Annotated in this window: 14 protein-coding genes; 2 read left to right on the top strand and 12 right to left on the bottom strand. The window is 39.5% G+C overall.

Going from position 1 to position 25639, the window contains the following annotated elements; translation table 11 throughout:
• Positions 1 to 109: 109 nt before the first annotated feature.
• Together WSC_RS24515 and WSC_RS0120490 are read right to left on the bottom strand one after the other, a co-directional pair.
• Positions 110 to 8089, bottom strand: coding sequence for a pectinesterase family protein (locus WSC_RS24515; RefSeq protein WP_016957835.1), 7980 nt, complete (start codon positions 8087 to 8089; stop codon positions 110 to 112).
• Positions 8090 to 8157: 68 nt separating this feature from the next.
• Entirely contained in the window at positions 8158 to 11085 is a 2928-nt protein-coding gene (locus WSC_RS0120490) for a TonB-dependent receptor (protein WP_026016977.1), read from the bottom strand.
• A gap of 534 nt (positions 11086 to 11619) precedes the next feature.
• Between WSC_RS0120490 and uxaC the strand changes: the two genes are divergently transcribed.
• Positions 11620 to 13050 (top strand): glucuronate isomerase, encoded by a 1431-nt coding sequence (gene uxaC / locus WSC_RS0120485; RefSeq protein ID WP_016957833.1) that lies wholly within the window; start codon positions 11620 to 11622, stop codon positions 13048 to 13050.
• A 721-nt stretch (positions 13051 to 13771) separates the two neighbouring features.
• Here the strand turns inward: uxaC and gnd are convergent.
• The 8 genes from gnd to WSC_RS0120445 all read right to left on the bottom strand — a co-directional run bounded on the left by gnd (position 13772) and on the right by WSC_RS0120445 (position 22096).
• The gene (gene gnd / locus WSC_RS0120480; RefSeq protein ID WP_016957832.1) at positions 13772 to 15241 is read right to left on the bottom strand and encodes a decarboxylating NADP(+)-dependent phosphogluconate dehydrogenase; all 1470 of its coding nucleotides are present in this window, start codon (positions 15239 to 15241) and stop codon (positions 13772 to 13774) included.
• A gap of 119 nt (positions 15242 to 15360) precedes the next feature.
• Entirely contained in the window at positions 15361 to 16608 is a 1248-nt protein-coding gene (locus WSC_RS0120475; RefSeq protein ID WP_016957831.1) for a tagaturonate epimerase family protein, read from the bottom strand.
• A gap of 154 nt (positions 16609 to 16762) precedes the next feature.
• Complete coding sequence (locus tag WSC_RS0120470; protein WP_016957830.1) at positions 16763 to 17443, bottom strand: urease accessory protein UreH domain-containing protein; 681 nt, start codon at positions 17441 to 17443, stop codon at positions 16763 to 16765.
• Between the two features lie 9 nt (positions 17444 to 17452).
• A complete protein-coding gene (larB, locus tag WSC_RS0120465) occupies positions 17453 to 18151 on the bottom strand; it encodes a nickel pincer cofactor biosynthesis protein LarB (RefSeq protein WP_016957829.1) in 699 nt (232 codons plus the stop codon).
• Positions 18148 to 18951: an ATP-dependent sacrificial sulfur transferase LarE gene (larE, locus tag WSC_RS0120460; RefSeq protein ID WP_016957828.1), complete on the bottom strand. Its 804-nt coding sequence runs from the start codon at positions 18949 to 18951 to the stop codon at positions 18148 to 18150. Before larE ends, larB begins: the two co-directional genes overlap by 4 nt.
• Positions 18952 to 18972: 21 nt before the next feature.
• A complete protein-coding gene (larC, locus tag WSC_RS0120455) occupies positions 18973 to 20328 on the bottom strand; it encodes a nickel pincer cofactor biosynthesis protein LarC (protein ID WP_016957827.1) in 1356 nt (451 codons plus the stop codon).
• Positions 20325 to 21614, bottom strand: a complete 1290-nt coding sequence (locus WSC_RS0120450; protein WP_016957826.1) for a nickel-dependent putative hexonate epimerase — start codon at positions 21612 to 21614, stop codon at positions 20325 to 20327. The genes larC and WSC_RS0120450 overlap by 4 nt, the downstream gene beginning before the upstream one ends.
• Complete coding sequence (locus tag WSC_RS0120445; protein ID WP_016957825.1) at positions 21614 to 22096, bottom strand: gluconokinase; 483 nt, start codon at positions 22094 to 22096, stop codon at positions 21614 to 21616. Before WSC_RS0120445 ends, WSC_RS0120450 begins: the two co-directional genes overlap by 1 nt.
• Before the next feature lie 278 nt (positions 22097 to 22374).
• Here WSC_RS0120445 and WSC_RS0120440 point away from each other — a divergent pair, with 278 nt between their 5' ends.
• Entirely contained in the window at positions 22375 to 23403 is a 1029-nt protein-coding gene (locus WSC_RS0120440) for a LacI family DNA-binding transcriptional regulator (protein WP_026016975.1), read from the top strand.
• Between the two features lies 1 nt (position 23404).
• On the opposite strand, the gene tyrA is transcribed toward WSC_RS0120440, so the two are convergent.
• Positions 23405 to 24385 (bottom strand): bifunctional chorismate mutase/prephenate dehydrogenase, encoded by a 981-nt coding sequence (gene tyrA, locus WSC_RS0120435; RefSeq protein WP_016957823.1) that lies wholly within the window; start codon positions 24383 to 24385, stop codon positions 23405 to 23407.
• 8 nt (positions 24386 to 24393) lie between these two features.
• Positions 24394 to 25461, bottom strand: a complete 1068-nt coding sequence (locus WSC_RS0120430; RefSeq protein WP_016957822.1) for a 3-deoxy-7-phosphoheptulonate synthase — start codon at positions 25459 to 25461, stop codon at positions 24394 to 24396.
• Positions 25462 to 25639 lie beyond the last annotated feature (178 nt).

The following is a 25639-nucleotide window of genomic DNA, read 5'->3' as shown; positions in this document are numbered from 1 at the left end:
ATTCAGATTTCTTTCAATCTGACGGGTTTGCCAGCTTCGCTGGGCAAACAAAAAAGCCCTTGTATGAACAAGGGCTTTGTATGGAAATTAACAATTAAAGTACAATTTATTACTTAGGTGTGATAACTAAGTCGTCAACAACTACAATAACATTACTCTCAGCTCTTAACTGTATGAACGAATTAGCGGTACCAACATCCGTGTCAAAAGTTAGAGTTTGCCCTACTTGTAATTTCAAGGCTGCAACAGAGCCATTCATAAATCTTGATGCTGAATCATGAATTGAACTACTACTAGAGCCAGTGTTGTTGTCAATGTACAATTGAAAATATTTCTCATCCTCTTTTTTCGTTTCACTCGGATCTAAAGAGATTGAAACTAACTTAAAGCTTACTGTAACCCCATTTGACAAGTCTAATGAGCCGGCAGGATCTACACCTTTAGCTGTTGTATCTTTATAGCCTTCTTTTCGACCAACTGTGATTCGACTATTGCTAAGCAATAGTTCACCATTAGATATACCCACTTTCGTTTCTGTAGTACTTTGTCTTGCATATAACGGAGATGATGTGTCCCCTGGTAAAGACTTATACGTAGCAGATACAAATGTAGCAGTATCAGCAGCTGAGAAATCTTCAGTGATTACACCATTTGGTGTACCGCCAGTGTCACCACCACCGGTAGAGCCATTATCACCAATTGCAGGGATAGTATCGCCAGACTGATCTATCTTGCCAATACCAGCATTAGCTAATACGTGGTCTTTAACCTTAGATGCATCCATCAAATGATCTGCATAGTCATAAGTCACTTCATAAGTAGAAGTTGACTGACCTTCTATCTCAAAACTAGTTTCTTTGGTTAAATCAAAGCTACTTGTTGGTGAATAAGTCACACTAACAAACTCATTGCCACGCACATTCCAATAACCTTTTTGAGCAGAATCTTTAGAAATGATCGGGTTCTTAACGTTTTCAAATACGTTATTTTCAACCAATAGTTCTGCCCCCATACGCGAGTTGATTGCAGAACCTGTGATGTTATGGAAGTAGTTGTTATATATATGACCGAAACCATAACGGAACAAAGGCGCTCTCGAAACAATATTCGCTATGTAGTTATGATGCCAAGTGATGAAACGATCACCCTTTTCTTCATCTTTATCATCGCTACCGTTTAGCATAGTTTTATGGTGATCATGGATATAGTTGTACGAAATAGTAATATTTTTCGCATTATATCTAGTATCAATCAACCCATCGTAGTCATCTTGACCTACGTTCAAAGAACCATGTAATTCGTTATGATCAATCCAGATGCGAGAAGTATCATCTTGGCCTTGGTCACTTTGAATGCCAATAGCATCGCCGAAGCTCTTAGGTACATCATGAATCTTCAAGTTACGAATAATAATGTTATTCGCTCGCTCAATTTGTAAACCTATACCATCAAACTCACCTTCAGTGCCAACACCAATAATTGAAACATCGTCAATGTCTTTAATATTGATGCTACGCGTTGCATTGTCAGTGTTTGCAGGCGTGATTGTACCTTTGACATAGATGGTAACAGGCATGCCAGCTGATTTAGCCGTTGCTAATGCTGCAACTAAGTCTTTACCATTATCAACAGTAACTACGTCTCCGCCAGCACCGCCGGTAACTGGGCCGTTTTCACCAGCAAAACCACCGTCACCTGTGACTGCATCATCAACAATTACAGGTGCAGCAATAGGTTGTGGATTCCAACCATTTCCGCTGTCGTATGATGCAAATACCTTGGCTCGGTCTGAGTAAACATCAGCTTCATTAGCAGTTAATTCCAACGAGATATTTGCTTCGCGAGAACTCAAATCAAGCGCTGCACCGTTTGTATCTTTACTGCCAAACTCTCTCCAACCACTAGTTGCAGTTGCAACTGCAGGATTAGGTGTTGGGTCTGTTTTCCAGCCGCTAGTAATAATGTGGCTACCAAAAGTATTGTTTATTAACACAATATTATCGAAATAATCACCACCACCACTACGTGCGATGTAGGTGGAGTTATCTAATATGCCATTACCTTGTGGACCTGGGCCATTGGTAAAGTCGTTGTTAATAAATACAAACCCCGGATGACTTGCATCATTAACACGAGCTTGCAAGATATAACCACCATCTGAAGCACTAGGTGCTTTTTCTGAACGCCCGATTGTGCGAATTTCACTGTTTTCAAATAGTGCTGCAACTGGTGCACCCCAAATGAAGTCAACGTTACCTGCAACTAAGCTGTTATATATCCACACATAACCATTAAGCAACAAGGTGTCTTGCTCACTAATAAAGTTCATGTTGTTTGCAATTAAACGACCACTTCCTTGGAAGTAGATAGTTTCAGCTTGGTCACTTGAACCACTGCGCTCATGAGTATTTTTTAGAGTAAAGTTATTTAACACTAGGTTATCAACATTACTTGCTAAGAATAAAACACGCTCGCTACCGCTGTTCAATCCTTCATAGTTTTCGAAAGCAACAATTGAGTTATCTCGGCTTTCACCTTGAATCGTTACGTTGTTTTTATCTTTCAAGAACAAGATTTCGCGATAAGTACCTTCGCGGACAGTAATTGTCACAGGCGTATCTTTATCCAACGCCATAGCGTGATTTAGCGCAGCTTGTACCGTACGGTAATCAGCATTGTAACCATCGTCATCTACAGTGATGTCAGTATCCGAAGCGACAGGTTGAGCAGAACGCGTTGAGAAAGTCCAACCAGAGCTACTGCCTAAGCCGTCAAAGTCAACACCATTAAGCTGTACGTTGGTTGCAACGTCATCACCAACAACTACGTAGTAGTCGGTATTGTACTGAAGAGCACCGCTATGAGGTTTGATTATTAAAGTATTACCTTCAACTAAGATCGAGCGCACTTTAGGCGTACGATTTGTTGAGGTTGTACCTATCACATCTGTTTCAGGGTCAAGTTTAATCGTATCGACCAAAGTATCTGAACCCACCTCATAAATTCTAACTTGACCAGCAACACCTAATGTAGGAGCAGAATCAAATTCAATAGATAAAGTTGAATCTGTATATTGCGCTGCTGCTGCAGGCATTGGTGATAACTTAGCAGATAAGTTACCATAGCTTGTTGCTGAATCGATAAACGAAGGTTTGACTTCAACTTCGATTGTGTATTCCAAGCTTGGATCACTATCTGATGTAATAGTTAACGTTACGTTGCCTTGGCTAACAGGTGTAACAGTAATTTTACTGCCGTCTACTGTTGCACTTGCGATGAACGGATTGCTCGATTCAACTGTAAAAGTATCAGCCGTTGTACGATCCGATTTTAACGCTGTTGCATTAATTTCTAGAGGCGTATCACCTTCTGTACTTACCCAAGTTTGCTCAACGTAATCTAAGGTTAACTGCGCTGGCTTATTGTCTGGGTTACCCACTTTTAAATCATCCATTTCAAATGAACGATTATAAGTAAAGATACCAACTAAACCTTTAGCCGTTAATGAAGTGTCTTGCGCTGTACCAATCAACTCACCGTTAAAGTACACAGACAAGTCAGAGCCTTTCATTTCAAAACGAACTTTATACCAAACACCATCATCTACAGCGCCTTTTTCGCCCATAACGATTTGGCGTTTGCTTTGTACTGGACGGTTAACGTCAGTTTTATGGTCTGCGCCATTGAGCATTTTTGCTACTTCTACTTGTGTAGAAGTTGGGCTGCCCTGAACATTTAAACCACCGCCATACCAGTTAAAGTTGTCAACTAGTCGACCCAATAGATAAAGTTGTTTGTTGCTGGTTGTGCTGTTATTTCTTGGGCGAATACGCGCTTCAACAAAATAATCACCATCAGGCACGTTAGCTAAAGCACTATCTTTAACTGTTGCTAATACACCACCTAAGCCACCAGCTGTATATCGCATAGCCATATTGCCATTAAGGTCAACGACATCAAATACGCCTTCTGGACCACTAGTGTTACCATCAGTTGCTTGAATATCCCAGTTGTCCAAGTTGCCAGCTGAAAAATCATCACAGAAATACAAATCTGTTACGTCCGCACAGCTAAAGACATATTGGCTAACTGTTGTAGGTTGAGGATCCCAACCTTCTCCGCCATTATAGTCTTTAAACACAGCAGTACGAGTATAGTAGTTGCCAGCTTCAGTACCTGATAAGGTAAGTGAAGCCATATCACGACCACTTGTGTCTAATGCATTGCCTTGTAAATCCATACTACCGTATTCCCGCCAGCCAGTTGAAGCCGTAGCAAATGCTGGATTTGGATCAGGTTGAGCATCACTAGTAGAGGCTTTAGTTGCCCAGCCTTCACTGTTGATATGTGCACCAAGTTTGTTGTTAATTAATACAACATTATCAAAGTAACTATCGTTACCTGCGCTTCGAGCAATATAAGTAGAGTTGTCTAATACGCCATTGCCTAAAGGACCAGGGCCACTGGTGAATTCGCTGTTTAAGAAAACAAATCCTGGGTATTTGTCATCTTGCACACGCGCTTGTAAAACATAACCGCCAGAAGTATCGTCAGGCGCAGATTTTGAATCACCAATAGTGCGAATTTCAGATTTTTCAAACAATGCTGCTTCTGGATAACCCCAAATAAAGTCAACATTACCCGCGACTAAGCTATTGTAAATCCAAACATAACCTTTTAACTGTAATGTATCTTGTTCACTGATGAAGTTCATATCTTCAGCAATTAAACGTCGACCTGGTGAGTTAAAGTAGATAGTTTCCGCTTGGTCGCCAGAACCAGTGCGAATATGGGTATTTTTAAGGGTGAAGTTGCGCAGTTGCAACATGTCAGAACCTTCAACAAGGAATAACGGACGCCCACTAGAGCCACCATTTAAACCATCAAAGTTTTCACCCTGGACGATTGTACCGTCTCTACTTTCACCCTCAATTGTTAGATTATGCTTGTTACGTAAATATAAAAACTCATCGTATGTACCATCTTTAATACTGATAGTCATAGGTGTGTCTTTATCAGACATTACATAATCTAATGCTCCTTGTAATGTTCTAAAGTCAGCATCAGTGCCATCATCATCTACTACAACAGTTGTACCTGTTGGTGCCTGTGCTTGCGTAGTGAATTCCCATGCAGTCGACGAACCTAAACCATCAAAATCAATACCATTTAATTTGGTATTTACAACCACGTCATTACCAACAACTACATAATAAGACTTGTTATAGTCTAATGAGCCAACTTGTGGTTTAAGTACAAGTTTATTGCCGACTACATCAATTGATTTATATAGCAGTGTACGCTGTTTATCAATGTTTGCGCCAAGTACTAATGCATCAAAACCAACTTTCATCTCAGCCGCAACGTCACCAGTATCTTTGTCAAAAATACGAACAATACCAGCAGTACCTAACTGTGGAGCAGAATCAAACTCGATTGATAATGTTGTATCAACATAAGCTGATGCGTCATCTATTACAGGTGTTAACTTAGTCGTTAAGTCGCCATAATCAGTTGTGGAGTCGATAAATGAAGGGCCTACATTTACCGCTAATTCACGGTAAATTGTTTCATCTGAGCCAGAAACGATATGGATAGTTGCATCACCTTCCGCTAACGGTGTGATAGTAACAACTGAACCATTTATAGACACAGTCGCAACATCCTCATCTGATGAATAAACCTGCACGCCAGAGTCGTCTGTGCCATCTCTATTAACTGCGGTCAAATTAATAACTAATTCAGAGCCTCCTGCACTACCAACCCAGCTTGGTTCAGAGTAGTCTGCAGTTAATTGCACTGGCTTAACGTTCGCATCACCAATTTTTACATCATCTATTTCAAACGAACGATTGTTAGTGTATAGGCCAACTAAACCTTTAGCAGTAAACGTTGTATCGTTGTATGTGCCTTTGTTCTCACCGTCAATGTACAGTGTTAAAGCATCACCTAACATTTCAAAACGCACTGTGTACCAAATACCATCATCAGTGGCGTCTTTTTCACCTAATACAAATGGTTGTTTTTTCTGAACCGGACGAGACAAGCTTGCTGCAATATTTGTTGCAATTTCAGCTTGAGTAGAGGTCACCGCGTTCTGCATATTCAAACCACCAGCGTACCAATTGTCGTTATCAACATAACGACCTAGCATGTATAAATGCTTGCTAGAGGTTTTGCTGTTTTGGCGTGGACGAATTTTCATCTCAACAAAATAGTCAGCACTTGGTACATTTGCCATAACTGAATCTTTTACAGTTGCTAGCACACCACCGGCTGTATCAGCTGTAAAGCGCATAGCTTTGTTGCCGTCACTAGTGGTTAAAACATCAAACGCCCCAACCGGCCCAGTTGTATTGTCAGATGCTGCGTAAATATCCCAATTGTCTAGAGTTTCGCTGCTAAAATCATCACAGAAATATAAACCTGTGGTTTCTGCACAACTAAATTGTTTTGGATGATAGGTAGTGTCTTCAACAGCGTCTGCATTAGTCTCAATAACTAAGTTATCTATTGTGATACTACCCGCACTATCAGTACGTAGTTGGAAGAAAGAGTTGGTTGCGTCAGCTGGGAAATCGCCTTCTACCGCAGTATAAGTAAACCTTTGCCCTTTAGGGAAGTTTTCATCATTGATTGATGAACCGACAAATTTGGATGCCCCACCGTGGATTGAGCTACCTGAACTTGTGGTGTTGTTATCAACATACAAATTAAGGCTACCAGAACCATTATGGTCGATAACGTCAAAACTAATGGTGAAACCTTTACTGATGTTGTAAATACCTGAGTATTTAGTATCCACACCAGTTGTGCCAACGTCTGGAGTTGTATTACCAATAGAGAAACGGTCACCAGCTAGCACTAGTGTTTCATTAACTAACTCAATAGTGCCGCCCGTTTTGTAATATAGAGCACCACTGGTAGTAGATTCAGCTAAACGTTTGTAATTTGACGAATAGAATTCATCAACGCTGCTAGCGCTAAAGTCTTCCGATAATGCTGGCTCAGGAATATTTGAATTCTCTGCATACTCTTGCACAGCAGCGAATTCTTCAGCCAATAAATCAGCATTTAAAACAAATTTGTTTTCTTTACGGTTATCAACTGTCTCACACGCATTGATTAATGTGTATAAACCAGAATCTGCGGTAATATCCGCAATGTTTCTATGACATAGGCTGTATACATCACCACCCGAACCTTTAGACAAAGAAATTAGGTAATTGCTATCTACAACTTCACCATTTTCTTCTTTGTTAAATGTAATAACTTGACGAGACGCATGTAACACATAGTTACCAGCTTCAACTTCAACGTCATCTTGTTTCACAACATACGTGCCAGATGTATTAGTTTCATCGGCCGGTGTTAAGCTAATGACTTGGGTAACAGCGACACCTTTCTCAGCGAAGATATTCGTGATATCACCAGTTAAAATTGCAGGGTCAAACGCTTGCTCTTTATATTTACCAAATTGATTTGATAAATTTTTAACAAAGTGATCCAACGCATCATCGTAACTCACCATTTTCATGCGAGTATTGTTACTCGCAGACGGCAACCACTCTTCAACAGATTGCGCGAATTCTTCTGGGCTTAATGCAAAAAAATCGTCTGGTGATAAAGCGTTTCCTTCAGGATCGGTTTTAGCTTTGGCAAAACCAGCTGCAGAAGAAAAAATATTAATACCGTTGCTCGGATCACCATCATCATCTAGCGATTGTAATAAACGGGCTAAATTGGCGACATTAGCGGCGTTAGAGTTATCAGTTTTGAAAAAACTTAATGGTGTAACAAAGTTTTTAGGAGGAATTGCCGGTAACTGTAGATCACCAATATGGAAGACTATAGTATCCCCTCTGAAGAACTCAAACTCACCATTAGAGTTAGTTACGCCGGTTGTTACTTCGCCGTTTACATTGGTTCGAATATACGAAATACCAGAAACCGCGCTATCAACAAATTGACCAGTTAAAGCCGGTGCTGGTGGCTCTACAACATTTATTTCTTGATCAAATCCACATCCAGACAAGAGCGTTGCACCAATGACGCTACTGAGTGTGGTTAATTTATAATTAAATTTCATATTTCACCTCATCCGGCACAAATGTAAATCATGCATTTGCGCCTTCATTGTGCTTAAATTCTGTACGATTAATAAAACTTGTAATTAAAACCGACTTGGAAAGTGCGGCCGTATTCTTCACGTTGATACAGCATGTTTCCACCGCTTAACTCGTTACCTTCAAAGTATTTAAGGTCTGCATTATTCGTCAGGTTAACTGCATCAAAATACAGCTGAAACCCACTGAATAATTTAGCTTTTGCTTTAAAGTCAACCGTTGCCAAGTCATCTTCAAATTGGTCGTACCAATCTTTACATACAGAAGAGAATTCTTCGGTTGGACAATAACCAATCGTTTTACGTACGTCTGAGCGGTAGTTCGCTATAACACGAGCCGAATAGTCATCATTTTCCCAACCTAGGGTGAAGTTGGCTGTAATGTCTGCCTGCTCCGGTAATGAAACAGTCCCGCGACGAATGCTGTCTGGGAGTTTAGATTTACTAGTTTGGAAGGTTGCATTACTTTGAATAAACAAACCATTGTCAAAAAACTGGTTGTAGCTTAATTCAATACCGTACACTTTAGCCCATTGACCATTCTCAGTAATATTTACATTAGTAAAGACTTGGTCCTGTGAAATGATGAAATCGGTAACTTGATTGATTGGTAATGTCAGCGGCATTTGCGCAATCGACATTTCGCGACCTGGAATTTCAGCAATAAATTTATCGATATCTTTGTAAAAAACAGCAGCTTCAATAAATAAGTCTTCAGATTCATACCAGCTAACAGACATATCGTAGTTGACTGACGTCATTGGGACTAAATTAGGATTACCCACGTCTAGCATGTTGTTGGCACCTAAAGTGAAGTCTTGTAATTCAAGTACAGAAGCGCCTTGAGAAGAATCATCACAATTGTCTGTTTCACCTGGTGGGCATAATTCGATATCACTGTCGAACTTCGCATAACCACGCGAGTCTTTGAAGTTAGGACGGGTATAACTGGTCCAAATAGCGGCACGGACTAACAAGTCATCTGTTGGTTCGTAACGTAAATGTGCACTAGGGAAAAATTCACTATATTTGTTGGTAGACTCTGGCATTGGAATAAATATGTCCAATGCATAATCAACACCTTCAACAAATTGGAAATCATCATTTTCTAATGACATAAAACCAGTTGATGCAAACTCAGTTTCGACATAGCGAACACCTGTGATTAAAGTTAACCTGTCGGCCAACTCCATCTCGGTCATGATGTAGGCTTCTTTGACATCTTCGCTAAGTTTGTAGTCATTTGCGGTACTATCAATAGAACTCTCACCAGCCGTGGCTGTATGTTTAGTTGGCTCAGTTAAAGCAACTAAGTCTTGTAAAAGTTGTTCGCTAACAAATGGATACTGAAAATCACTATTGGCAGGAATTTCTAATACATAACCTTCATCTATAGCGGTTTGGTGAGTAAATGCGGTAGCCGCAGCACAGGCATCGTTGTCACAAAATTCAGCTTTTGGTTCAAAGCTCCAACGATCTTTATCAGTTTCATGGGTACGTTTACTCATAGAAACACCAGCTTTTACATAATAAAGCCAGTCGGAGTCTAAGAAGTCATATTTTATGTTTGCACTAAAAGTAGAAACATCGTCCGTTCTAACACTATCTTCTAAAAATAGATTGTCGAAGTTCCAATTACTTCGTTGAGAAGCGTCACCACTACCAGATGTACCAAACATTCCATCAACATAATCTACGCCCATGATACTAGCGGCCTCTTCACCACTAAGCACCTTTGCGTCTATTGACTCTTTATGCCCGCGACCATAAACGATTAAATCACGTTCTCTGAACTGTACACGGTGGTCACCAACTGAATCTTCTTCAGCTTTTGAGGTAGTATAATCGTAATCAAACGTCCAAGCGTCGCCAATTAGATGCTTACCACCTATGTTGATAGTTAAAGTGTCTTTGGTAGAACCTTGAACAAAATATTGGTGGAAAACGTCTATATCAGAAACAATAAACGAGCGATCTTCTGGGTTTACGTATAACATTTCACCAGAACCAACGTTGCCGGCATCTTGGTAGTCAAAAAATTCTCTTAACGCTACATCGTGGTCGGAAAATTCGACATAATTAGTGTTAATGTAAAATTGATTTGCGTCATCAGGACGAATTTCAATATTTAAACCAGCAGTGTGTCTTTCTCTATCAGCAATTTCTTGTCGATTTTCTAGTTGGCGAGGTCCGAGTACTACTGGATTTTGTTCGATTTGCTCATCAGTTTGGTCAAAATCCATCTGATATTCTCTAGGCTCATTCGAACTATGATGACGTCTTTCATTAACTTGAGTTTTACGCTCTTCGGTAGATAAAACAAAACCTAAACCAACTTTCTTATCAAAAAGAAACTGAGTACCATCAATCGAAATTTTAGGAGAATTTTCTTCTCGCAAATCTGAATAGGCGTTCTGAACTTTTAGTTTAAGTGTGTCTTTACCACGATCATAAGCTGAGATTGATTTAACGTTAACCGCACCACCAATTGAATTTAGATTCATATCTGGTGTTAAAGTTTTAACAACTTCGATCTGACCTAATGAGTCACCAGCCAACGCATCCAATCCAACTTTTCGTTGATCGCCAGCACCGGCCATAGATGCACCATTCATGTTCACAGACACAAAATCTGGGCCTAAACCACGAACAGTAACGAATTTACCTTCACCTTCTGAACGCTGCAATGTAACACCAGGCATACGTCTTAATGATTCAGCAACATTTTGATCAACAAAGTTGCCCAAATCATCGGTTGAGATAACCGTACTAAATTGTTTTTTGTCACGCTCTATTAAGCGTGCTTTTTGATCACTGTATTGAACACCAGTAACCGAAATGACTTCAGTTTCATTATCCTCTGCTGAATCTGTTGTGCTCTCTGCTTCTTCAGCGTAAACAATGCCACTATGCGCGAGCGCAAGCGCCATCATTATTGAGTTTAACCGCCATGCTTTCATAACCTTAAAACCCCAGTTTAATTTTAATATTTTCAATAAAAGTTGATGTTAAATTTTCAACCTTATGCCACCGGTAGCATAAGACTAGCACTAGATTTTTAGTTTTGTCAAATTGTAATTATTTTGTTTAAACCTGTTATTTATAACTAACAAGACTAAAACGCTTTTTAATTAAATATTACTAAAGTATCTAAAATAAGGGGGTGACAGCCAATAACGACCAAATTTAATCACATTAGTATTACTAATTTAATTCGTTGATGTAATTTTTATTTAACAAAAGTTTTTTTAAGTTCGCTTACAAACAATGACAATTGGTGATTCTAGATTTTGTAGACTTTTGCATAATTTTTTTATCGTATTATTGGCAAATGTTTATTTTTTAACCTTGACGTTACATAAATATCGCTATATCATTGCCACCGGTAGCACAGTAAATAAGTTGCCTTCTAGCTGCCACCGAAAATTTAGATTGTTGACTTATTTACTGTGTACCCTATGTTCAATTGTTAATGATATTTTTGAGGAAACAGTATGGTCAGCCAGATCCAGCCGTTAGAATTGCATCCAGACCGGTTATTTAGCTCTGATCCTAAACAAAGAGAGTTAAGTAGAGCCCTTTATAAAACGGTGGCAAATCTACCAATTATCAGTCCACACGGTCATACTGACCCAAGTTGGTTTGCTAATAACGAATGTTTTAAAAACGCAACTGAATTACTTATTATTCCTGACCACTATGTGTTCAGAATGTTCTACAGCCAAGGTATCAAGTTAGAAGATTTAGGCATTCCGCGTGTTGACGGCGGTGAAGTAGAAACTGATTATTTAAAAATTTGGCATATATTTGCAGCAAATTACCATTTATTCCATGCTACGCCTTCTCGTATGTGGATGGATTTCGTATTTAGTGAAGTATTTGGCTTTACTGAAGTATTCTGCCCTGCCAATGCCGAGCAGTTCTATCATACGATTAACGAGAAACTGAACTCAGACGAGTTCCGCCCTCGTGCTTTATTAAAAAGATTCAATATCGAACTACTTGCAACGACTGAAGGTGCTGGTGACGATTTGGTGCATCATGCAAAACTTAAAGGCACAGGCCTTGAGAAAACTGTAATCACCACGTTCCGTCCTGATGATGTAGTTGACCCTGACAACTGGAAGTTCCAAGAAACACTTGCCAAAATGGCTGGTCAAACCGGCGAAGACGTTCATTCTTGGAATGGTTATTTAAATGCATTGCGCAAACGTCGTGAATTTTTCCGTCAGCATGGTGCCACTGCGACCGACCACGGTCACCCTTCAGCGTTAACTGCTGATTTAACCACTGCTGAATGTGAAAAATTATTTGCGACAGTATTAAGCGGTAATGCAACAGCCGAGCAAAAAGAATTGTTCCGCGCTCAAATGTTAACTGAAATGGCTGGCATGAGTTTGGAAGACGGCATGGTAATGCAAATTCACCCTGGCGCACGTCGTAATCACAATTTACAGGTTTTCCAACAATTTGGCCCTGACAAAGGTTGTGATATTCCAGGCCGTACTAACTTCGTTGAAGATTTACGTCCTTTATTAGCTAAATTCGGTACTGCATCTGATTTGCGTATTATTTTATTTACGCTTGATGAATCAGTGTACGCTCGTGAATTAGCGCCGTTAGCTGGTCACTACCCTTGTTTAAAAGTGGGTCCTGCTTGGTGGTTCCACGATAGCCCTGAAGGTATGTTGCGTTATCGCCACAACATCACTGAAACTGCTGGTTTCTATAACACAGTTGGTTTTAACGATGATACACGTGCGTTCTTGTCTATCCCTTCTCGCCATGACGTAGCTAGACGTATCGACTGTCGTTTCTTAGCGCAAATGGTTGCAGAGCACAGACTAAGCGAAACTGCTGCGTTTGATTTAGCTTACGATTTATCGTATCGCTTAGCTAAAGAAGGTTATCAATTAACTAAGTAAGTATTTCTTGCTGGTAGTTTTACTAAAGGCGCTATTTAGCGCCTTTTTTGTTGCCCTCTAAAACTATGTACTTAGCTTAACAGTGCGGTCATTACCTAGTCTTGCAAACCAAAGCTCTTAACAAGATCCGAAGCAGAGCATAATTATTGTCAAGCTCCACTTTTTCAGCACACCTGATGCAGCAAAGCTTTCTTATAAACTCACAACCAACTATATATAACAAGGCTCGCCACAGTAAACTTTCAGATAAAGCGGCTCGTAATATTATGAAGTTAATACCCACTGCAAGACTTTATTGAATCTCAGCTGCACGTTTTTAACACCTAGTCGTTTATCTTTAGGGTCCAATGCGGATGCTTTTTCATCTAGCAACAAAGTTAAGTAACCTCAGCTGCGCATAATCAAAATTGCCCAATATGTCTATTTTTCCATCTTTCTGCGTTATTTTTACTACTAATAGCCAGCTATTAGATACATAAAAATGCCTTGATAGATGAAAAACTATCCGCATTGGACCGTATAAATAAACGAGTTAGCGTTAAAATTCATAAATTAACTTCAACTCTGCTTACACGCAGCTGAGGTTAAATAGGTATGTTGTGAAAGCAACTTAGCGGCCTATAGCCAAAAATCAGGCACAAAAAAGCCGCAATACATTTTAAAGCAGGCTAAGCTAGTATTGCGGCTCGGGGAGCTATTAAATAGTTATAAAACTACTTATTTATACGTTGTAGGTAGTTGACGCTGTATCACCACCACGACCAGTCCAGTTAGTGTGGAAGAATTCACCACGTGGACGATCTATTCTTTCATAAGTATGCGCACCAAAGTAATCACGTTGTGCTTGCAATAAGTTTGCAGGCAAACGCTCAGTGCGGTAACCGTCAAAATAAGTTAACGCAGCACTTAAACATGGCGCAGGAATACCATTAGCGATTGCAGAGCCAACAACTCGTCTCCAACCAGCTTGAGCTGCTACAACTGTATCTTTAAAATATGGGTCTAACAATAAGTTAGATAATTCTGGGTTGTTGTCGTACGCTTCTTTGATTTTGCCTAAGAAAGCAGAACGAATGATACAACCACCACGCCACATTAACGCGATACCACCATAGTTAAGATCCCAGTTAAACTCTTTCGCCGCTTCGCGCATTAATACATAACCTTGCGCGTAAGAAACCATTTTAGAAGCTAATAGGGCTTGACGTAAATCTTCAATGAAAGCTTCTTTATCACCAGTAAATGATACAGCTGGGCCTTCAATAGCTTTAGATGCAATTACACGCTCGTCTTTTTGTGCAGAAATACAACGTGCAAATACAGATTCAGCGATCAAAGTTAATGGCACACCTAAGTCTAGTGCAACAACACCAGTCCATTTACCTGTACCTTTTTGGCCAGCAGTATCTAAGATTTTTTCTACTAACGGCTCACCGTTTTCATCTTTATAAGCAAAAATATCACGAGTGATTTCAACTAAGTAGCTATCTAGCTCAGTTTCATTCCACTTGGCAAATACTTGATGAATTTCATCAGCAGTTAAACCTAATACGTTTTTCATTAACTGATAGGCTTCACAAATTAATTGCATGTCGCCGTATTCGATACCATTGTGAACCATTTTCACGAAGTGGCCTGCACCACCGTCGCCAACCCAGTCACAACAAGGAACTGTTAACTCGCCTTTTTCGTCAGCAACTTTTGCAGAAATACCTTGGAAGATATCTTTAACATATGGCCATGCTTCTTTAGCACCGCCAGGCATGATTGAAGGACCTTTAAGTGCACCTTCTTCACCACCTGATACGCCACTACCAATGTAGTGTAGGCCTTTGCTTGCAAGATATTCAGTACGACGATTTGAATCAGGGAAATGCGTGTTACCACCATCGATGATGATGTCGCCCGCTTCTAGATGTGGAATTAATTGTTCAATGAAATCGTCAACAACTTGACCAGCTTTAACCATTAACATGATTTTACGTGGCTTTTCTAAAGAGTTTACTAACTCTTCAACGCTTTTAGCACCACGGATTGTTTTACCTTCTGCACGGCCGCTTAAGAATTTTTCAACTTTGTCATAGCTACGGTTGTATGCTGTAACAGTGAAACCTTTGCTAGCCATATTCAATACTAGGTTTTCACCCATTACAGCTAAGCCAACTAGGCCGATATCAGATTTATCTTTCATTTCGTTCTCCCATGTGAGCAGCACAAAGAATTGCGCTGCCTTATATCTTCTTGTTTGCGCACCAAGAGTGTACCACAACTTGGTGCAGCGCACTCAATAAGTGCGATATTTTCAGGTAATTAACCGAAAATTTTGCAAATATGACGTTGGTAGATATTTTCAGTTACGTTTTTGCCAACAATTTCTTTGTTGTCTTTTAACGCTTGAAGATAACGATCACCCATTTGTGCAGCTACTTTATAACCTACGTGTAATAATTGACGTAAATTAGGGTTGTATTCTGGGTTATCTAAATCATGGCGTAATGCGTTAGTGTATTGTTCGCTTGTCCACGCATTAACTTCTTCTGCAGTTGGTAATTTAGAAGCATCGATATCAATAACTGTTGCATATGGCGCACATAAAGCTTCGTATTTATCAATTGAAGCTGCATATACTTCTTTAGCGATAACTAAACCTTCACCGCCAGCTTCAGCTAAACCAATGATTTCTTCTAACCAAGTTGTACCAGCTGTTTTTAAGTGAATACCAGCATTGTGTTTTTTAAGGTTGCGACCAATTGACTCGTAGATAGAGAATTTGTCTGAACCTGAGTGAACAGATAATTTTAACGTTTCTGGTAAACCAAATTCTTTAATTGCATATGCAACAACAGCTAAATCTTGATCAAATTCTTTGTCGAATTGAGCAACGTCACCTACATAATCAACACCTTTGTTAAAACGACCAGTGAATTTAGGTGCGATTGTTTGAGCAGGAATACCTTCTTGGGCGATAGCACTTAAAATGAAGAATAATTCTAAAGGTGTTTGTGGATTTTCACATTCGTCCATAGAAACTTCAGTTACGAAAGCTTCTGGTTTGTTAGCGCTAATTTTTTCAAAAATTTGTTTAGCTAATTTTACCGCACCTAAAAACTCTTTTGCGATTGCACGTACTTGGTCTTCTGTAACGTTAAAAGTTTCGTCGATGCCTGGAATGTTTAATTCACCAATGTATTTAGCTTGTGCTTTAACAAAAGCTTCGATGTCAGCTTCAGGTGCTGCTAAACCGATTTGCTCTGCAACGTCTAGTGTAAAAAAGTTGCTACATGCAATAAAGCTATCTACTGTACCTAATTGGATGTGGTCAGCGTCAACATAATAAGGTAAATCCCAACCTTTAACTTTTACAGCTGCATCAGCTTCATCGCGCAAGCTTTGTGGAACTGTACCAATAATTTGATGCTCGCGATTCGATTTGTTCCATACAGGGAAAATTTCAACACCTAAATTTTCTTTCGCATCTATCATTGCTTGTAACTGAGCTTCTGCCTGATGACCAAAGCGGTCGCCCACACCAATTGTAAACTTCTCTATTTTAAGCATTTTTATCACCTTTGACTTTTGCTTTTGCTGCGTATTCGTAGTTAACGGAACAGTCAGTTATGACACATTTTCCGTTCGTTCCATATAATAATAATGCCACCGGTGGCATTTATCAACATAAATACAACAATTATTAAAAAATAATCAGATCTTTTTAGATCTGCGACATATGGATCCAGTAGACGCCTAATAAACAAGACGCACTACCAAACATCCCTCTCACGATTTTTTGTAATAACTGGTACTTGAACACCAATTTATTAAAAAATTTGTTCCAGAAGAATCCAAAACCTAGCATGCCAATTAAACAGCCTAGGCTAAAGACAATTAAGTAGATTGATGCAAACGCTAAACTCGTTTGCATTAAGCTTGGTAACATAGCCACAATAGAAGCGCTTCCCGCCATACCGTGCACCATACCGACCAATACAGGGGTGTGATTTACATGCGAATTGAGCTTGGATTTACTTACCCAGTGTGTATGGGTTAAACCTTTATGGCTATGCGTATGCAGTGTTAACGATTTTTGGCGCAGGCTAAACAATGTTGCTATACCCAATACACATAATAAAACACCGGCAAACATTTCAGCGCTTTGTACCCATGCTTCTTCCATGCCCAAACCAAACCAAATAAAAACGATGCCGATAATGCTTAAAATGCCACCGTGCCCTATTCCCCATTTAAGTGTTTGCCCTATGGTATTTGACCAATCCTTGCTCTTATTCTCGGACTCTTTGCACATTAGGTTAGAAACAGCCATAACATGGTCTGCATCAAATGCGTGTAGCATGCCTAACATACCGGCAAACAGAATGATCAAAATGGATTCCATAAAAACCTCTTAGCTATTTTGAGCTGAGTGAGTGAATGCTGATATCATTTTTATCGCAGCAACCGCAGCGCCAAAAGCGTTATCTATGTTAACTGTAACTATACCAGGTGAGCAGCTTGCCAGCGCACTCGACAATGCACTATCACCGCCTGCTGAAACACCATAACCAACTGAGCTTGGCACTGCGATTAGCGGAGATTTTATCAAGCCAGCCAACACACTAAACAAAGCGCCTTCCATTCCAGCAATACCTATCACCAACTTGTACTGGCGAATGTCGTCAATGCGATTGAGCAGTCGGTGTAAACCTGCTACTCCCACATCAGAAATTATTTGCGCTTTATAACCGTGAAATGCCAAGGTGACTTGAGCTTCATAAGCCAATGACATATCTGATGTACCCGCTGTAACAATACAGATATCTTTGTCACTTTGCTGCTGTGGATATTGATTAAATTCAGCATTAAAAATAGCGATTTGGCCACTGCTATTAAAATCTAACGCAGCAGACAAATGATTGGGTAACTGTTCAACTTTAGCAGCCGACAAGCGCGTTAATAAAGTGGAGCTTTGTTGCTGCTGGTGATAAGCCAATATATCTGCAATTTGTCCGGCAGATTTATGCAAACAATAAACGGCCTCTTGAATGCCTGTTCTTTCTAACCTTTGTTCATCCCAATTAAATTCAGCGGTATTTTTAGAAGTCATATTATAAAAGCAGAACCTTTTTTGTATTGTCTAACGCCGGAAAAGATATGACCAGCTTCAGTACAGGCGTTTTGCACTGAAGTTAAAATTGCTTTAAGCGTATCACCCTGAGGCAAAGAATCGGCTTCAACATATACACCCGCATGGGTAACACGACAACGCAAAGTAGAATTTTTCCCATTGCCAATAAAATATGGCCTGAGCATAGTTTCTACTTTATCAATAAATTGCAAATCAGCACGGGTTATTTCAATACCTGTTTCTACTCTACTGGCTAAACAAGGTTGTGCAGGCAAATCTTTGAGCTTTTCTAAACCCAAAAAAGCGGCTAGTGCGTATATGTCACTTTTACTGATATCACAGGCTACATAAGGGTGAACTACGTTATTTTCTTTTGCCGCAACTAATCCTGGCCTGTAATCAGATAAATCATCCGTATTGGTGCCTGACGCAATAATGCCATTGCAAGCCGCAGCTATGCCTTTATATAAATTTGATTTACAGAAATAACAGCGATTTGCTGGATTTTTGCGATAGTTTTGATCTTCTAACTCGGCAACGTCGATACACTTTAGTTGCCAATTAAATTGTTTAGCATAGTCTTTTACCAAACTGTGCGCTTGGCTTGGTACAGCTGCGGAAAACGCATGTATCGCATAAACTGCTCTATTGTTTTGCGCAGCGGCTATATACATAAGTAACATGCTATCAACACCGCCACTAACGGCTATTGATAGTTCGGGAAATTGCGCTAAGTATGTGCGTAACTCAGCAAGCTTCTGATTAAGCTGTTGATTCATCAAAACCACCTAATATTACAGCTACTTATGTTCTAGTTGCGACTTAATAAAACGTCTTTTTTCTAAGGTTTCGCAACCATCCAAAGCATCACTCTCCACTTTTGTGCTTGCGTGCCCTGGTCTATCAACCACTTTAACAGGCAGGTCTTGGCCATCGTGCTCTAGGCTAGTATGCGTCCGTTCTAAACAATGCCGGTTCACGTTTTGCCAACGCACACCAATTGTAGAAGTGTATTTAAATATTTTCGTGCGTACCGTTTCAAGTCCATCAGGTTTAATCAGCATTTTTACTTGCTCAACCAAACGGCCTTTTTTGCCACGGACACTAGCAACAACTAAATCGGTAACACTGGTATGTTGACGTAACTTGTCACATGCCCAAGCAATTTCTTCGGCTGTCATATCATCTATGTCAAACTCAATCGAGATCAGCTGATGGTGCTGCAATGCAGATTGTGAAACTTTAGCAAAAGATAAAACACGTAAAATATTTGGCAAATTAGCAAATCGTTTATGGCCGCCCCCATAACCAATTTGCTTTAATTGCCAAGCTTGCGACTGCTCAGAAAAACCTAACTGCGGCTGTTGTTTGGCATTTTTGTGTTCGACTAAATAGCGAATGATAGCTGCACCAGTTGGTGTTACCCGCTCGCCTTTTATGCCATCGTCGCGAAAGTTAAGTCCTTTGAGTATATCTGCAGTCGCTGGGGCTGGTACAGGTATGAGACCATGTTGAGTTTGTACCATGCCACCACCAAGTGGGATATCAGAAATATTCCATTCCACTCCATCTAGGTTGTGAATTATCACAGCTGCCGAGACAACGTCCAATAACGAATCCCAGTCAGCGAGTTCGTGAAAATGAACTTTGTCTAAACTAGTTTGATGGATTTTTGCCTCCGACTTGCCAATTATGGTTAATATTTCTACTGCTATTTGTTGTATACCAGCTGCAATCGGAGCTTTTTCTATTTTTGCTTTTAAGGCTTTATAAGTCGTTTCTTCAGAATGATGCGAATGTTGCTGCGAGTGCTTATGCTCATGGTGATGATGCCCATGGTCGTGATTATGTTTATCGCTATGACTGTGGCCATGGTCGTGCTCGTGATGCGAGTGATTATGTGTATGTGTGTGTGCATGGTTATGCCCGTCAGTTAAGGCAAAACGCAAACATCCAATACCATTATTTATGTCGCGCCAAATTTTAACTTGGCCTGTCTGCGCAGCCATATCTTTAGGTAACACACTTTGCACAGTTGCCAAAATACAGTCTTGCAACTCTGCATAAGCATCACAAAAAGCAGCGACGAACATATCGCCAGCAATTCCGCCAGCGATATCTAAGTCTATTCTTGCAACATTAAATTTATTTGTCATTTTGAAATAAACTTGTCTTTAACCGACCACAATCCTAATGCTGGGTTACTTACATAAAATATTTCTTCACCATTAGGTAATGTGTTCCAACCATCTTTTAATGATTCTAATGGATACTGTTTAATCATGTCATTGTAATGACAATATTTGTAATTTACCGATTCAATCTCTTCTTGTGTAACACCATCACCTGGGCAATAAGTTACATTAAAGCGATTATCCGTCGTACCGTGGATTAAATGCGCTGCTGCGGATAAATTATTCGCAAGTTCAGGGTTATTTTTAACCGCCTCTAATGTTTCGTCAGTCGTTTTATAACCAAACTTGCGGATTAACTCGTCAATTGCCATATCTTCACCAAATCTATGTAGAGCTGGTGCTAACACAATTAACTCACCGTCATCGGCCATAGCCATACGAGTACGGTAAATTGATTTATTGCCTAACCAAGTAGTTTTAAACTCATCTGGTTCTAAATAAACAATCGCTTTTTGAATTGGTTTATCCAACAGGTTTAAATTGAGTTTTTGGCTCAACTTACAAGCTTCTACGTAGGTATCTTCACCATCACCGCAGAATACGCCTTGTAACGCCAACTTGTCATTTTTTGGCCCCAATACAGTCAAAATAAACTCAATTGGTAAATGACGTAAATATTGATCAAAACCTTCATTTAATGCACGACGAACAGGTGTATCAATTTGGCCCATGATACGTTCCATACCGTACACTGCCCCCAGGAAGTGAGATTTGTGAATGGTATCTGAACCGCCTGTGCCCACTAAAATATTTTTAGTGTAGTTAGCCATGCCGATTACTTCATGCGGCACAATTTGACCAACAGATACAATTAAATCCCAGTTGCCTTCTTCAAGTAATTTATTTGCAGCAACGTCCATGGTGTAATTCAGCTTACCCTCAGATAACTCAAGCATACGCTCTGAAGATATCTCACCAAACTTTTGTACATCTGTACGCCATTTGTGTGGCAAAAATAATTCTTTAGGAATATCAGGACCAAACATAACATCAATTTCTTTTGCTGACATTGGGTCATGTGTTCCCAAAGCTGGTAAAAAGAAAATTTCAGCTTGCTCTTTTAACGCATGGTACAAATACGCAGAAATAAAACCAGCCTTTGAATAGAAACGTGTAATATCCGGTGGCAATATCAAAATTCGTTTAGCATTTTTTGCTTTAACTTCAATAAAGTCATCAAGAATTTTGCTTAAAGCTTCATCACTGATGGTTTGTTCTGTATCAACAATATGAAACGGATAACTCATTATTTTATTTCCTGTAGTATGTTTTCTACGATTTGTTGTGGGCTTTGAGAAATATCGATGATCAAAGCCTGAGTAGGTTCTTCTAACGTATCAAACTGGCTTTTCAATAAATCAGCATTCATAAAATGCCCTTTACGCGCTCGAATACGTTGGTCAATTAATGCGAAACTACCTTTAAGGTAGACAATAACTGCCTTTTCACCAACTTTACTGGCTAACATATCGCGATATTTTTGCTTAAGAGCCGAACACGCTAGGACAGCGCCACCATTTTCTTCCCAACCGAGCATTAATTCAGCTAAACCTTCTAACCAAGGACGACGATCGTCATCGTTCAGAGGACTACCTTGTGCCATTTTGTTTTTATTATGTTCTGTGTGGTAATCATCGGCATCAAAGAATGGAATATTTAACGATTCAGCCAACATTTCACCGATCGAAGATTTGCCACAACCGCTAACACCCATAACAATGTAAATCATATTAGACCTCAATTTGCTGTTTGTGTTACAATGTGTGATTAAATTTCGTCAATATGTGCTATCTTTTTAGTCATAATAACGCAATTTTTTGTGTTAACACAGTTTAGTTCTGATGTTAAAGAATACTAAATGCCACCGGTAGCATTGTCAAGTTTTAAGTGTATACCGGCTATATATGCTTTTAAATTTTGTGTTAACAAAAATATATGTTAAATAGTGTAATAAAAAACCAATAGCGGTAAAAATCATCAACTTGTTTGATGCGATATAATATAGATATGAATCAGCCAAAAATAACAATTAACGATATCGCTCGTTTAGCGGGTGTATCGAAACGAACGGTCTCAAGGGTTATTAACCAATCTCCGAAGGTTGGCGAATTAACCAAACAGAAAGTTGAACAAATTATAGCCGAGTACAACTATGTGCCTGATAAACAAGCTAGAGGTTTAGCATCGAGTCGATCTTACCTTTTAGGTTTGATATATGATCAACCCGATGCACTTTATATTGATGAAATTCAGCGCGGCGTGATCGATACTTGCAGCCAGCGTGGATATGAATTGGTAGTTCACCCATGTAAATATAAATCGGATGACTTAAATACCAATGTTTTAAACTTTGTTCGCCGCTCTAAACTCGACGGTTTAATCATACTTCCCCCTGCGTCAGAAGTAGATGCATTAGCCCAAATGTTAGATGAAAATATCGTCCCGTACGTCCGTCTAGTTTCGGGCCACACTGAAGCAACTGATAAATTTGTAATGTCAAATGACAGACATGCTGCCAGCGATATGGCTAAATTCATTGTCTCGTTAAAACATGAAAAAATTGCAATGATAACCGGTCCGTTGAATTATCGTTCCTCACGTGAACGATATGAAGGTTTTACCGAAACTATGGCATCTCTCGGCTACCCACTTGAAGCAAATTTTATAGTTGAAGGTAGTAATCAATACGAAAGTGGTATTGAACTCGGGCGCAAATTGTTAACTTCTGATGACAAACCGAGCGTGATATTTGCCAACAATGATGAAATGGCATCAGGGGTGTTAAAAGCAGCTTTCGAACTTGATATTAAAGTCCCTGGTCAGCTCTCTATCTGTGGCTTCGATGATAACTTAATGGCTTCACGAGTCATTCCGGCACTGACGACAATCAAGCGTCCAGTGCGACAAATGGCTAAATATGCAGCAAATAAACTTATTGCTAAAGTAGAAGGAAATAATCCGCAGGCGATTATTCAAAATTGTACTGTGCATCCAGAATTAGTTATCCGTGATTCAACCGGTTTTAAACAAGATTAATTTATTTAACTTCTAATTCTGTGTAGTGATGAGCCGCTTCTAACATGACGCGGCTTTCTTTTAAGAAATGCTCGGCATATTCACCAAACCAGCTGCGAACATCGGCAAACTCTTGCTTAAATAACTCTTTATCACCGCTTTCTAACAATTGAATGCCTTCATTAAAACGCTCAGCAAAGCGTTTTAGCAAGTCAAAGTTATTTGGGTTTGAATAAATAATGTCTGCGTATAACTGCGAATCTTGCGCAAATAAACGCCCTACCATAGCCAATTCAAGTCGATAGATAGGAGAACTTAAACTAATTAGATCGGTAATTTTTGGATTTTCCTGCTGTAGATGTAATCCATAAACAAAAGTTGAAAAGTGACGCATCACTTGAATAAAGGCCATAGACTTGTCATGCGATTCAGCCGACACTTTATTAAGTTTGGCACCTAATAAAGAAAGCGCATCAATTAACCACTGGTATTGTTCGGGCTGTCGACCATCGCAATAAGCAACAACTTGATCATGAATATCTGGTACATCCGGACCAAACATAGGGTGTAAGCCAACAACAGGGCCAGTATGATGTTTTAGCATTGCCGCAAGAGGCTCAGCTTTAATACTGGTTAAATCAGCTAAAACTGAGTTTGCAGGTAAATATTCAACAAGCTGCTGAATTATTTGTGTAGTTAAATTTATAGGTACAGATACAACAACTAGATCTGCATTTTTCAGAATATCTGCCGCATTCGGCCAATCTTGTTGCTCAAATACACTAACTGAATGACCCAACTCAATAAATAAACGTACAAACAGTGAACCTAACTTACCGCGACCACCAACTACCACGATACGTTTTTGGCATTGGCTAGTTTGTTGTGCGTGGGCTAAATTTATTTGTTTGATTTTCTGTTCAAGCTCTGTTTTTTGTTTTAACAGAGCTTCAATTTGAGTTTCTACCTGCAGTAACTGCTCAGTCAGTGTAGCCTCGGACATTAATGAACCTATTTACGAGCAGCTAATGGTGCAGCCAATTTATCAGCCATTTCGCGTAATAGCTCTTCAGTATCGTCCCAATTAATACAAGCATCAGTAATCGACACGCCGTATTTCATGTCTGCTAAGCATAAATCAGCTGATTGGTTGCCTTCGTTTAAATGGCTCTCTAACATAATACCGATAACTGATTGATTACCATCAATGATTTGCTGCATGATATCACGTGCAACAATAGGTTGGCGGCTATAGTCTTTGTTTGAATTGCCATGGCTACAATCGACCATAAGTGCATCGTTTAAACCGGCTTTTTTCAATTTTTCTTCACATTCAGCAACACTAGCAGCATCATAATTTGGCGTTTTACCACCACGTAAAATAACGTGTCCATCTGGGTTGCCTGATGTAGAAATTACCGCAACTTGGCCTTGTTGATTAATGCCCATAAAATTATGCGGAGAAGCAGCTGATTTTAATGCGTTAATTGCAGTGTCTAAGCTACCATCTGTACCATTTTTAAAACCTACAGGCATAGATAAACCACTGGCCATTTCACGGTGAGTTTGTGATTCAGTAGTACGCGCACCAATAGCTGACCAGCTAAACATCTCAGCTAAATATTGAGGACTGATAGGGTCTAAAGCCTCAGTTGCCATAGGTATTTCAAGTTCGGCCAATTCGATTAACAATTTACGCGCTTTGTGTAAACCAGCTTCAATATTAAAGCTACCATCTATGTTTGGATCGTTAATTAAACCTTTCCAACCAACTGTTGTTCTTGGTTTTTCAAAATACACACGCATCACAACATACAAACTGTCGCCTAATTCATCATGTAGCTGTTTAAGTTTTTTTGCGTAAACAATAGCCGCATCCACATCATGAATTGAGCAAGGGCCACTAATAACAATTAATCTTTTGTCTTTGCCATGAATTATGTTTGACAATGTTTCACGCGCGTTTGCGATATAATTCAATGCTTTTTCAGAAACCGGTAAATTTTGTTTTAATTTTTCAGGGGTAATCAGTACGGTTTCGTCGTTCACATGAACGTTATTTAAACTATCTTTTAGCATTCAGTTTTATCCAATGAAATCTTGTATTAGTGCGGGTCACACGATGTATACCCAAGCTACTTGAAGATGCATGTTTCAGAGCTATCACAGCGTTTTTAGTACAAGGCATGTTAATGAAGGAATGTAGGCACCTTTCAAATTAACATAACGCGGTAATAGAAACGCTGTGAAGCTCCCA

The sequence above is a fragment of the Catenovulum agarivorans YM01 genome, from assembly GCF_000281085.1.
Classification (GTDB): Bacteria; Pseudomonadota; Gammaproteobacteria; order Enterobacterales; family Alteromonadaceae; genus Catenovulum; species Catenovulum agarivorans.
Note: the sequence above shows the minus strand (reverse complement) of the source record. Positions and strands in the feature narration are given on the sequence as shown.